Source organism: Bradyrhizobium sp. USDA 3364, from assembly GCF_054056355.1.
Window position 1 is genome coordinate 2423145 of record NZ_JBSRYG010000002.1, and the last position, 12570, is coordinate 2435714.

Below are 12570 nucleotides of genomic sequence, written 5' to 3' on the forward strand. Positions count from 1 at the left end.
TCTGTGTTCAGCGCGATGCTCAACTGACATGCTGGCCATGACGTTGCGGAAAACCACACTGGTCCAGACACTCGTGCAAGCCACGCGCTACTTGCCCGGTATAGCGAAGAACTGCGGCGCTATCTGCTGGAAGGTCATCACATGGAGACCGATGTATACCATACGCTGGAAGGTAGTGTGTTGATTGAGCGCTTTGGCTATCGGGAGTGTCCACCAATCGAGGGGACGACCTCAATACGGTAAGCACCGCCACGATTCGTCACCTTCTGGCCCTTAGCCGACATGACCAAGCACGCCTCTTTTGTCCGCTTCTGACGGTGATGCGGACGCCGTTCGGGAGGATGGACTTATAGGTGCGCACTAATAGAGCCGCGTCCGATAGGCCTCTTCCATCGCCTTCTCGGCGACCTCGACCTCAACAGCGGCGGTCTGCTCGGCGATGATCCGACCGAGCGTCGGAAAGCTGTTGCGCTCGACCTGCGCAGCGGGACTCCACAGCTTCGAGCGCATCAGTGCCTTGCCGCAATGGAAGTAGACTTCATCGACATGCACCTTGAGGCCGATGATCGGCGTCACGTTCTGCACCGTCAGCGGGGTCAGCAGATCCGGCTCCTGCGAAATCTCGGCCCGCCCGTTGACGCGCAGCGTCTCGTTGATGCCGGGCACCATGAAGATCAGCCCGACCCCGGGCGAAGCGATGATGTTGCCGAACGTATCGACGCGGTTGTTACCGCGGCGATCCGGGATCAGCAGCGTCTTGTCGTCGATCACGGAGACGAAGCCCGGCGCATCGCCGCGCGGACTGGCGTCGGCATGGCCCTTGCCGTCGCTGGAGGCGATAACAAGGAACGGCGAGAGCGCGATGAAGTCGCGGCAGAACTTGTCGAGATGGTGGAGGACCTTCTTCTCCGCGAGCGGGCTGACTTGCCCGAAATGGCCGCGGAGATCCTCCTGCGACCTGACCGGCGGCTTGCCGCCCGCGCCCTGGTTGTCCATGAGGAACCTCCCTTTTCCATTCCAGCACCGGAGTAGAATGCTGGAACAGCATAGTCCAGAGCGCAGAAGCGCGCATCCATCGGCGTGTTCCTGCGCCGCGCCAGCATCTGCGCCACGCCGATCTCGATGTGGCTTCGAGTACGTGAATCGCGTCGCGCAGCCGCGGAAAGCAAAACCCCTGCGGTCAACGGGAAAGAGACCGCAGGGGTTTGCAGGTGGATGGCGTGAGGCCAGCAAGGCTGGGTGTCACCCCAAGGACCGGCACGCGGATGAAAGCGATACCGGCCTCATCATGCAAGCACGTCTTTTAGGCAAGAGTGCGTCAACATTGGCAAGCAAAGCGCGCGAGAGGATGTCATCTTCGCGCGCGCGTTGCATCCAACCGTCCAACTCCCTGTCTGACGTGCCTTCTTGACGTGAACCGGCGTCCAGTTCGCTCGAAACACGCTAATCGTTGCGTGCGACCGCCGTCAGCTTGGTCATGTTGTGCAGCATGATGCGCCCGCGTTGCAGGTCGACGATGCCGTCCTTGCGCCAGGTCTGCAGTTGCCGGTTGACGCTTTCGCGCGCGGCGCCGACGAAGATGCCGAGCTGTTCCTGCGAGATGTGCACTTCGGAACCGAAATCCTCGGCCAGCGCGCACAGCCGGCGCGCGAGGCGGACCGGTAGCGGCTGCAGCACGGATTCTTCCATCCGCTCGCTCTGCCAGCGGATGCGCTGGCACAGCAATGCGATCAGCCGGACCGCGACCTTGGGCTCGCGTTCGAGGAAGCCGAGGAAATCCTCCCGCCGCAAGACGAACAATTCGGTCTGCTCGCCCGCAGTCGCATCCGCGGTGCGATCCTGACCGTCGAGGACGGCCACTTCGCCGAACAGATCGCCAGGCCCCATGAAGTTCAGTGTGAGCCGGCTGCCGTCGGCGGCGCCGGTTTCGATCCGCATCTGGCCGCGGCGGACCCCAAACAGGGCATCGCCGGGATCGCCTTTCTGGAACAGCACCTCGCCGTTGGTGAGCTGCTGGGTGTGGCAGAGGCCGGAAAGCCGCTGCAACTCATCCGCACCGAGATCGGCGAACATCGGATTCATCTTCAGAATGACCGCAAATTCGGCCTGTTTGCTCATTGTACTGCCTTCCAAATCCATCCGAGCGGTCCCCTGACGCCCGGTTAGCAAAAATCACCCTCATAAGAGTGTGGGAGAAGTCACATAAGTTCATGCTGGTAACGGATTATTTTTCCGGTCATTGGAGCGAGGTCCCGTTTGCGGGATAATCTCATGCAATCAGCCGCGCCTTTCCGCGGCGGAACCCTGCTTGCCCGGCCTGGAACGAGGACATGAGAGCACTGAGATTTGTCGGGGCCGCCGTCGCTGCCGTGATCGCGATCATCGCGCTGCTGGCCGTGGTCGGAATCCCGTCCTCCTTCCTCACGTCCGCCGTCACAGAGCGGGTCGAGCGCGAGACCGGTTACAAGCTCACCATCAATGGCGGCGCCAAGGTCGGCCTCTGGCCGGCGGTCAACCTGACGCTGAGCGACGTCGTGTTGCGGGACCCGCGGGAGCGCGAGGTCAACAACCGCTTCGCCGCCGCTCGCGTCGAAGCCGAGATGACGCTGTCGAGCCTGTGGTCGGGCCGACCCGACATCACGGACCTCGCGATCGAGAAGCCCGTGGTCAATCTGCCGCTGCAGCGTGAGCGCACCCGCGACCACAATCCGCCGGCGAAGACGTCCGGGTCCGACAATGCCGGCATCACGATCCGCCATGTCAGCATCACCGGCGGCACCGTCGTGCTCTCCAATGCGCGCGACCGGGTCGAGAACCGGATCGAGGCGCTCACCGTCGATGCGACGGTCGGCAGCGACCGCAAGATCGTCATCACGGGCAAGGCGCGTGCGAGCGACAAGCCGCTGAAATTCGAGATCCGCGCGACCGCGCCGCAAGCGCCGCTGGAACGTCAGAGCGTGCCGGCCGAATTCAACATCGATGCGCCCGGCCTGCTGCCCGCGGCGATCAAGGCGAATGCGGAAGCGCGGTTGAACGGCACGGTCGTGATGTTCAACGGCGTCTCCGGCACGCTCGGCGACGGCGGCTTCACCGGCTGGGCCTCGGTCGATTTCGCCAGCAACAAGCCGCTGGTGAAGCTCGATCTCGACTTCCAGCGCATCTCGATCGCGATGACGCCGAGCCAGTCCGACGCGACGCAATCATTGGGCACCAACACCTGGAGCAACGCATCGATCGATCTCAACGGGCTCAACTATGTCGACGCGCAGGCGCGCATCTCGACAGCCGAGCTCGTTATCGGCGACGGCCGCTTCGCGCAGGCCGCGATCGATGCGTCGGTCGACAGCGGCGTGCTGAAGGGCAAGCTCTCCAATCTCGGCGCCTATGACGGCACCGCCAATGGCGAGGTCACGATCGACGCGAGGGGCGCTGCTCCGACCTACGCGATGCGGCTCGATCTCGCCAGCGTGCGCGCGCTGCCGGTGCTGAAGAGCCTCGCCGAGTTCGACAAGCTCGACGGCAAGATGCAGGCGAAGATCGCGCTGACCTCGCAAGGCACGAGCGAGCGCACCATCGTCGGCAATCTCGGCGGCACCGCCTTCGTCGTGTTCCAGGACGGCAAGATCCTCGGCCTCAACCTCGCGCAGATGATCCGCAACCTGACCACCAGCACCCTGTCGGGCTGGCAGCAGAGCCAGGAGCTGTCGACCGATCTCAGCCAGCTCTCGGCCTCGTTCAAGGTCGACAAGGGCCAGGCCGTCACCACCGATCTCAACCTGATCGGACCGCTGGTGAAGATGACCGGGGTCGGCACCATCGATCTCAACACAAGGCAGATCGGATTCCGCGTCGAGCCGCAGCTCGTGATGACCACCGAAGGCCAGGGCCGCGCCGGCAATCCGGTCGGTCTCGGCATCCCCGTGATGCTCGAGGGGCCCTGGGTGAGCCCGCGGATCTATCCGGAGATGCAGGGCATCCTCGACAATCCAGAGGCCGCCTATGCCAAGCTCAAGGAGATGGGCAAGGGCCTGTTCGGGCAGAATGGCCAAGGTCTCAGCCAGGGCCTCAACGGGCTAACCAACCTGCTCAACGGCGCGCAGGGCGGCGGCCAGCCCGGCAACGGCGGCCAGAGTGCCGGCGGCGCGGCCGGCCCGAACAACCCGCTCGGCGGGCAGCTCGGCGACACCATCGGGAACCTGCTACAGCAGGGCCTCTCCACCCTGAACCAGGGCAACGCCTCCCGCCCGAGCCGCAGCACCGCCCCGCCCGCGCCGGACGCACCACCGCCGGCCGCCGACCAGGCCCCACCGCCCGCTCCTCCGCCGGCCGACACCGCCGAGCAGCACGACAATCCCGCGATGAACGACGTGCTGCGTCAGCTGTTCAATCGCTGATATTCCCGGATATCCCCCGCCATTATCGAAGGGGGACACGGCTAACCATGCGGCCGCAGCGGCCGCCCCGCCCCGCCGATCCGTGCTAAACAGCCCCCGATACAGTGGCGCACCCGATCGATTGGAGGGGACGGACGAGGCTGGATGAGCGGGGCTACGGACAAGGGCAAGAACTGGTTCCTGCGCGGCGGCCTGTTCGCCAAATACGTCCTCGCGCTGGTCGGCCTTGTCGTGTTCGTGCTCGCGGTCAACGGCGCGCTCGAGACCTGGATCAGCTACCGCGGCATCAAGAGCACGCTGACCGACGCGATGAGCGAGAAGGCGGACGCCACCGCCAAGCGCATCGAGCAGTCGATCTCCGACCTCGAGCGCCAGATCTCCTGGGTGACCCGCGCCTCCTCCAACACCATCGAGCTGCGCCGAGCTGACTATGCCCAGCTGCTCGGCCAGGTGCCGGCGGTGAACCAGCTCACCCTGATCAACGGCCAGGGCCGCGAGGTGCTGCGGCTGTCGCGCCAGACCACCACCGTGAACTCCAACGTCGACTTCTCCCGCGACCTCCGCTTCACCGAGGCGGTCGAGCGCGGCACCGCCTATGCGCCGGCGTATTTCCGCGACAAGCGGCCCTATATGTCGATCGGCGAGCAGCATTCCGGCTTCAATGCCGGCGTCACCGTCGCCGAGATCGACCTGCGCTTTCTCACCGACTATTTCGGCGATTCCCAGGTCGGCCGGCTCGCCTATGCCTATGTCGTCGACGCCAAGGGCCGCGTGCTGGCGAGTTCGTCGAAGGGCCCCGAGGTCGGCAAGGATCTCGCCGCGCTGCCGCAGGTCGCCGCGGTGCTGTCGCCCAATGGCAGGCCGATCACCTCAGGCAAGGATATCGACGGCAACGCGGTGCTGACGACGGCGACGTCAGCGCCGAATCTCGGCTGGCACGTGTTCTATGAGCAGCCGACCGCGCAGGCGCTGTCGCCGATCCGCGACCAGCTGGTGCGCATCGCGCTCCTGATCGCGCTCGGTCTCGTGGTCGCGATCATCGCCGGCACGATCTTGGCGCGCCGCATGCTGGTGCCGATCACGGCCCTGCGCGCCGGCGCGCGGCGGCTTGGCGCGGGCGATTTCGGCCATCGCATCGAGGTGAAGACCGCGGACGAGCTGGAGGAGCTCGCCGGGCAATTCAACAGCATGGCGGGGCAGCTTGCCGAGACCTACTCCGACCTCGAGGCCAAGGTGAAGGAGCGCACCCGCGACCTCGCGCAATCGATCAACGAACTGAAGGTGCTGGAGGAGGTCGGCCGCGCCGTGGCGTCCTCGCTCGATCTCAACGCGGTGCTGCCGACGGTCGCCGCCCGCGCGCTCGAGATCACCCATGCCGACGCCGTGCTGATCTATGGCTATGACGCCGCGCAACGCACATTCAACCTGACGCAATCGATCGGCATCAATAGCGAGGCCGAAGGCGGTCATCGCGCGCGATCGATGCGGAGAACAGCTCGCTCGGCGAGGCCGCGGCGAAGGGCGAGCCGCTGGCGTTCGCAGATCTTACCGACCAACTCGAACATCCCTTGCGCGACGTCGTGGTCGGCGCCGGCTTCCACTCCGTGCTCATCGTGCCGCTGGTCGATCAGCAGGGCGTGCTTGGCGCGCTGGTGGTGCTGCGCAAGGCGGCCGGCGATTTCCCTGCGGGCCTGATCGGCCTGATGAAGACCTTCGCGCACCAGGCGGTGCTGGCGATGCGCAACGCGCGGCTGTTCACCGAAGTGGACCAGAAGAGCCACGCGCTGGAAGAGGCCAATTCCACCGTGCGCGAGCAGGCCGACAAGCTGCTTGAGCAGACCGAGCAGCTCACCGACTGGAACAAGTCGCTGGAGGCGCGGGTCGAGACCCAGCTCGGCGAGATCGAGCGCATCCGCAAGCTCGAGCGTTTCCTGGCGCCGCAGGTGGCGCAGCTGATCGCCTCATCGGACAATCCCGAGGGCCTGCTCGAGAGCCACCGCCGCGAGGTCACCGTGGTGTTCTGCGATTTGCGCGGCTTTACTGCGTTCACCGAGGCGACCGAGCCCGAGGAGGCGATGAACGTGCTGCGCGAATATCACGTGGCACTCGGCAAGCTGATCTTCAAATATGAGGGCACGCTCGACAAATATGCCGGCGACGGCGTGATGATCCTGTTCAACGCGCCGATCCAGCTCGCCGATCACACCGCGCGCGCCGTGAAGATGGCGGTCGAGATGCGCGACACCGTCGGCCCGCTGACCGAGAAGTGGCGCAACCGCGGCCATAGTCTCGGCTTCGGCGTCGGCATCGCGCTCGGCTATGCCACACTCGGTCAGGTCGGCTTCGAGCAGCGGCTGGAATATGCCGCGATCGGCAGCGTCACCAACCTCGCCTCCCGCCTGTGCGGTGAGGCCAAGCCCAACCAGATCGTGGTGAGCCGCCGCGTCTACGGCATGGTCGAACCCTACGTCGAAGGCCGCGCCATCGACGATCTCGTGGTGAAGGGATTCAACCATCCGATCCTGGCGGCGGAGATCCTCAGCTGGAAGGGAGAGCCGAGCGCGGAGGCCGCGGCGGAGTAGCCCAGCTCCCTCCCCGCGTCGTCCAAAGCGGGAACCCGCTACCACCGAACCTTGCATTCGCGCGAAAAGTGTGTATGTTTGCCACATTCGATTAGCCGTTGTGCCTTGTTGAATGGTCAGAACGGCCCTCCTCCAAAGACATCGTGAGTTCAATCGATGGTGCGCAATTCTGCGCAACACATGCGCATAGGCGCGTTTTGGAGAAGAGAATGCCGACAGGTACTGTGAAGTGGTTCAACGGCCAGAAGGGCTTTGGTTTCATCGAGCCGAGCGATGGCAGCAAGGATGTGTTCGTTCACATCAGCGCGGTCGAGCGCGCCGGCTTGGCGGGCCTCGCTGAAGGCCAGAAGGTCTCGTTCGAGCTGAAGACGGACAAGATGCGCGGCAAGACCAGCGCCGAGAATCTTCAGCTGGTCTGAGTTCGCATTCGTTTGCGAGCCAAATGCTGCAGCGTCATTCCACGGATGTACTGGAGTGACGGAGAGGCCCGCTCGATCTGAACAGGTTGGGCGGGCCTTGGTGTATTTGAAGCAAGGATGACCATGGCCGCCCGAACGCCTTCAGTCAAAGCGCCTGCCGCTCCCACCTCCGACCGCCTGGCCCGCGCCGAGCGCCAGCGGCTTGCGGCCGAAGAGGGCGCCCGCGCCATGGCCGACGTCGAGCGCGAGGCAATCGCCGTGCGCCAGAACATGGAACGATTGCGCGCACTCCGCGAAGCCCGCGACGCTGGCGCCGCAACGCAAGCGGAGACACCGACGGCCGCCAAGCCAAAGACCACGCGCCGCGTCAAGCGCATCGTGCGCTGACCGGCTGCCGCGCTCGCGGCGGAGCAGGCGACATTCTCTCCCCACGTCGTCCCGGCGCAGGCCGGGACCCATATGTGGACGGCCCCCGTGGCACAAGAGGTTTCTGGAACTGGTCGGATCGCTGTCATCCATATGTCCGGCCTGTTTGATGCGGTCGGATTGACCGCTGGGCCAAGATGGTTTCCGCGACGCGAGTGCCAAACAACCTGGCGACCTTCTGAAGGCCAATGGGTCCCGCGGCTTGTCTCGCGTGCTGGATCGATCGATCATTCCATCTGCTCTTGCAGCTCCGGTTCGGCCGGCGAGTGCAGCGTCCGGCCGGCCAAACTCTTAGGTGACGATTGCCGGCGCGGCATTGATCCGTGCGGCGTCGTAGTTCTCGCCCGTGACCATCAGCTTCCAGGCGATGCGGGCAACCTTGTTGGCGAGCGCCACCGCCGCCAGCTTCGGCGGCTTACGCTTGAGCAGCGCAACGAGCCAGCGCGAGGGCTGGCCGCGTCCGAGCCTTGCTTGCCGGATCACCGCAGTGGCTCCTGCCACGAGCAGCCGACGCAGGGTCTCGTCGCCGGCGCGGGTGATCTTGCCGAGCCTGGTCTTGCCGGCGGTGGAATGGTCTTTGGGTGTCAGGCCGAGCCAGGCCGCGAACCACCGGCCGGAGCGGAACGCGTGCGGGTCGGGGGTCTTCATCACCAACGCCGTCGCAATGATCGGACCGACCGAGGGGATCTGGGCCAGACGGCGGCTCGTGGCGTTGGCCCGGTGCCAGGCCAAAAGCTTGGCCTCGATCGTCTTCAGTTCGCCCTGCAGCTGCGTGTAGTCGCGGCCCTGCATGGCGAACAGCTCACGCGCCAGCGCCGGAAGGCTCTCGTCCTGCGCAATCCGTGCCAGCAGCGGCTCGATCTTGTCCAGTCCCTTGGCGGCGACCAGGCCAAACTCCGCCGCATAGCCGCGGATCGCATTGCTGAGCTGGGTGCGGCGGGCGATTAGCCCGTCGCGGACGCCCGTCAGCATCAGCGCGGCCTGCTGCTCGGCGCTCTTCACCGGCACAAACCGCATCCGCGGCCGGCTCATCGCTTCGCACAGCCCGTCCGCGTCTCGCCCGTCATTCTTGTTGCGTTCCACATACGGCTTCACCAGCTGCGGCGCCATCAGCTTCACCTCATGGCCGAGCTTGCCAAGCTCCCGAGCCCAGTAATGGGCCGCACCGCACGCCTCCATCCCGACCACGGTCGGCGGCAGTTTGGCAAAGAACTCCAGCACCTGCTTGCGCGACAGCTTCTTGCGCAACACCGCCTGCTCCGCCGCATCAACCCCATGCAGCACAAAAATATGCTTCGACGTATCCATTCCAATGCGGATAATCTCTCTCACGGACGGCTCCCTTGTCTGAGATTTGCAACAACCTCATTCTGGCACACTGATGCCGTAGGGGGCCGTCCACCCCATCAACCACCGCTGTTCGTGATGAGAGGGATCGCCGCCCCAGCCTCGCGCCACAACCACCATTCGGGGTAATGGGTCCCGGCCTGCACCGGGACGACAGCGTGTATGCGGCGGCGTTTCTGATTCACATTTGCAACACGAAACTCCAGCTGCTGCGCCGCTTGCTTTCGTTGCCGCGAGTTCACTCGAGCCCCTAATCAACATCCAGTGAATCTGATTGGCGCTGCAATCACGATCACGACCTCCTGCTCCCCTCCCAGGAATAACCCCACCCCCACCTCGCTCGCGTCATGACGGGCGCGTGCGAACGCGCGCCTGCACGACAACAAGAACACGCAGGATGGGTTTGATGACGGGATTGGACGGGACGCCGGATGCGGCGTCGGTGGTGGCGCTGCACTGCTCGCTGGGGTCGGGACGGCAATGGACGAAGCTTGCGGCCGCGCTTGTCGGCACTCCCTTCATGGCGCCGGATATTTCCGGCTATGGCGTCGCCGCCTGCGGGCGCGACTGGCCGCGGACGCTGGATGGCGAGATCGCGCGGCTAGAGCCCTGGCTCGCCAAGGCCTGCGGGCCGATCCATCTGATCGGGCATTCCTATGGCGGGGCGATCGCGTTTCGGCTGGCCACCACATCGCCTTATGCGCCGCGCATCCGCAGCCTGACGCTGATCGAGCCGGTGCTGCCGACGTTGCTGCGCGACACCCCGGCCGACGCGCGGCTGTACGAGCGCTTCGCGCGGATCGCGCGGGTGGTGTCGCAGGATGTTTTCGACGGCGCGGCGCTGGAGGCGGTGGAGGCGTTCACCGCGTTCTGGGCCGGCTCCGGGCCGCGCGAGCAGTTCTCGCCGAGCGGGCGGCTGCGGATGATCGAGCAGGCCGACAAGCTGCCTTACGATTTCAACGCCGCGCTCGATCTCGATGGCGTGGCGGCCGCCGCCGGCGCGCTGAAGGTGCCGACGCTTTTGATGTCGGGCGGGCTGTCGCCCTATGTGACGCAGCGCATTGTCGCCAAGCTTGCCGCGATCATTGATGGCGCCGAGCTGCGGCATCTGCCGGCCGCCGGCCACATGCTGCCGGTGACGCATGCCGAGCGGGTCAACCCGGAGATTTTGCGGCACATCTGGCGCGCCGAGGAACTCGCAAAGCTGGAGCTGGCGGCGGATGCGGGCGCGGCTGAGACGGCGCAGCCGGCTGGTTCCGCCCGGCGGCATCTGGTATTCAGGAGGCCCTCTTTTTGGGAATAGTCCGCCGATGATTTCGCCCCGCATACGCACCGCCGCCCTCGCCGCCTCGGCGCTGCTTCTCGTCGCGGCCTCTCCCGCGCTCGCCGCGGGCGAGACGGATGCGCTGCCGAAGGGTGCGGCGGTGACGGTGCTGAAGGCCTCGAAATTCTGCTTCGGCAATATCGTCGAGGTCTCCGGCATCGTGATGGCGCGCGACGAGCAGCAGATCCGGCCCGACCGGTTCGGCTTGAAGGTGGCCGAGGTGATGGCCGATCCCGGCGACACCGTCACCGCGGGCCAGGTGCTGGCGAAGCTGACCGACGGCACCAATGTGAGCAACGTCGCCGCGCCGGTCGCGGGCACGATCTCGGCGTCGTCGGCGATCGTCGGCGCCCCGGCCTCCGGCAAGGACGCGCTGTTCTCGATCATCACCAAGAGCGAATACGACCTGGTCGGCATGGTGCCGACCCGCGACATCGCCAAGCTGAAGGCCGAGCAGACCGCGCAGCTGAAGATATCAGGCGCCGGCAATCTCGACGGCAAGGTGCGGCGGATCGCGCCGACGGTCGAGCCGAACAGCCAGCTCGGCCAGGTGTTCGTCGGCATCGGCTCGAACCAGCGGCTGCTGGTGAATTCGAGCGGGCGGGCGCAGATCAAGACCGGGCAGAGCTGCGGCGTCGCGGTGCCGCTGACCGCGATCCTCTATTCCACCGCCGGCACCGTGGTGCAGGTGGTGCGCGGCGGCCGCGTCGAGACGCGGCGGGTCGAGACCGGATTGATGTCGGCCGGCCAGGTCGAGATCCGCGACGGCATCCAGGAAGGCGACATCGTCGTCGCCCGCGCCGGCGCGCTGCTGCGCGAAGGCGATCCGGTGCGGCCGGTGGGCGCGAGCGCGGACGCAAAGTGAAAGCGCACGGTCAGACGCGCGGTTCACACAGCGGCGCTACACGATTCGTTCTGCAGCGGAGCAAGCGGTACCCCTCTCCCTAACCCTCCCCCGCAAGGGGGGAGGGAACTCATCCGCTGGTGGCTTCCTCACACAAGCTCAGATGTAAGCAATGCGCCGCGCGACGTGAGCACGCTGTCAGGCTCCCTCCCCCCTTGCGGGGGCGGGTTGGGGGAGAGGGATTCTCTCCACACAGCATGCTTGCGATTATGGGATGAATGCGCGGCCCAAGCCGCGCTCAACGCGCCCGGGCTCAGCCGCCGAGCTTGATGTCTTCCAGCAGCGAGGACGACACGCTCGGCACCTGCTCGCCTTCGCTGGCGCGCGAGATCGCGACGCGGGTCTTGTTGAAGGCGGTTTCGGCGCCGGCCTGGGCGTTGAGGTTGTTGATCAGCTCGGAGACCAGCACGCTGTTGGCGCCGTTGGAATCGTCGGCGACCTTGCCCGGCGTCGCCGAGGTCAGCACGATGGTGTTCTCCGGCGGGCTGATCGGCGCAAGGCCGTGCGAGAAGGCCCGGAAGCGGCGCTCATAGGGATTGCGGCGCGAGGCATCGAGCACGACGAGTTTTGCTTTCGCGCCGCGCTCCTTCATCGCATCGAGCACGGATTCGACGCTGACGCCGGTGCGCTTGACGTCGGCTTCCTTCCAGATCGTGGCATCGACCGGGATCATGTAGCTCTCGCGGCCGACCTGGACGCCGTAGCCGCCGAAGAACAGCATCACGACGGTGTCGGGCCGGATCTTGGCCTTCATGCGCTCGACCGCGCGGAACATGTCGTCCTTGGTCGCGTCCTCGACCACGTCGACGTCAAACCCCTCGCGGCGCAGCGCGGTCGACAGGGTGCGGGCATCGTTGATCGGCTGGGCCAATGGCGCAGCCGCGTCCGGGTAATGGCCGTTGCCGATGATCAGCGCGAGGCGCGAGGTGCCGGCGGGAATGCCGCCGGTCAGCTCTGACGTGACGGCCTTGTCGGCCCCCTTGGTGACATCCATCGTCCGCTTGTTCAGCGCGGCATGGGCGCCGATCGCCAGCGACACCGTGCCGGCCACGGCCACCGCGAAGGCGATGGTGCGGCGGGAGATATGAGGCTGCCTAAGGTTCATAACGTTCCTAGTCCCAATCTTTGTCCCGATGGCGCTCGAACGAAATCGCGCCAGTTAGTCGCGTCAGAG

9 protein-coding genes and 1 pseudogene are annotated in these 12570 nt (G+C 65.8%); 6 read left to right on the forward strand and 4 right to left on the reverse strand.

Annotation, left to right across the window (positions count from 1 at the left end):
- Positions 1 to 360: 360 nt before the first annotated feature.
- Positions 361 to 996: a pyridoxamine 5'-phosphate oxidase family protein gene (locus tag ACVILL_RS11340; RefSeq protein ID WP_456729114.1), complete on the reverse strand. Its 636-nt coding sequence runs from the start codon at positions 994 to 996 to the stop codon at positions 361 to 363.
- A gap of 447 nt (positions 997 to 1443) precedes the next feature.
- On the reverse strand, positions 1444 to 2118 hold the full coding sequence (locus ACVILL_RS11345) for a Crp/Fnr family transcriptional regulator (RefSeq protein WP_456729115.1): 675 nt from the start codon (positions 2116 to 2118) through the stop codon (positions 1444 to 1446).
- 212 nt (positions 2119 to 2330) lie between these two features.
- Here ACVILL_RS11345 and ACVILL_RS11350 point away from each other — a divergent pair, with 212 nt between their 5' ends.
- From ACVILL_RS11350 to ACVILL_RS11365, 4 genes and pseudogenes are all read left to right on the forward strand, one after another.
- On the forward strand, positions 2331 to 4394 hold the full coding sequence (locus tag ACVILL_RS11350; RefSeq protein WP_456729116.1) for an AsmA family protein: 2064 nt from the start codon (positions 2331 to 2333) through the stop codon (positions 4392 to 4394).
- 144 nt (positions 4395 to 4538) lie between these two features.
- Positions 4539 to 6976, forward strand: a pseudogene (locus tag ACVILL_RS11355) (adenylate/guanylate cyclase domain-containing protein).
- 209 nt (positions 6977 to 7185) lie between these two features.
- Positions 7186 to 7395, forward strand: a complete 210-nt coding sequence (locus ACVILL_RS11360; protein WP_456729117.1) for a cold-shock protein — start codon at positions 7186 to 7188, stop codon at positions 7393 to 7395.
- A gap of 117 nt (positions 7396 to 7512) precedes the next feature.
- The gene (locus tag ACVILL_RS11365; protein WP_456729118.1) at positions 7513 to 7782 is read left to right on the forward strand and encodes a hypothetical protein; all 270 of its coding nucleotides are present in this window, start codon (positions 7513 to 7515) and stop codon (positions 7780 to 7782) included.
- Positions 7783 to 8112: 330 nt separating this feature from the next.
- Here ACVILL_RS11365 and ACVILL_RS11370 read toward each other — a convergent pair whose 3' ends face one another.
- Positions 8113 to 9153: an IS110 family RNA-guided transposase gene (locus tag ACVILL_RS11370; RefSeq protein WP_456729119.1), complete on the reverse strand. Its 1041-nt coding sequence runs from the start codon at positions 9151 to 9153 to the stop codon at positions 8113 to 8115.
- A gap of 421 nt (positions 9154 to 9574) precedes the next feature.
- Here ACVILL_RS11370 and ACVILL_RS11375 point away from each other — a divergent pair, with 421 nt between their 5' ends.
- Together ACVILL_RS11375 and ACVILL_RS11380 are read left to right on the forward strand one after the other, a co-directional pair.
- On the forward strand, positions 9575 to 10471 hold the full coding sequence (locus ACVILL_RS11375; RefSeq protein ID WP_456729120.1) for an alpha/beta fold hydrolase: 897 nt from the start codon (positions 9575 to 9577) through the stop codon (positions 10469 to 10471).
- 7 nt (positions 10472 to 10478) lie between these two features.
- Positions 10479 to 11357, forward strand: a complete 879-nt coding sequence (locus tag ACVILL_RS11380) for an efflux RND transporter periplasmic adaptor subunit (protein ID WP_456729121.1) — start codon at positions 10479 to 10481, stop codon at positions 11355 to 11357.
- 292 nt (positions 11358 to 11649) lie between these two features.
- Here the strand turns inward: ACVILL_RS11380 and ACVILL_RS11385 are convergent, their stop codons facing one another.
- A complete protein-coding gene (locus ACVILL_RS11385) occupies positions 11650 to 12501 on the reverse strand; it encodes a caspase family protein (protein ID WP_456729122.1) in 852 nt (283 codons plus the stop codon).
- Positions 12502 to 12570 lie beyond the last annotated feature (69 nt).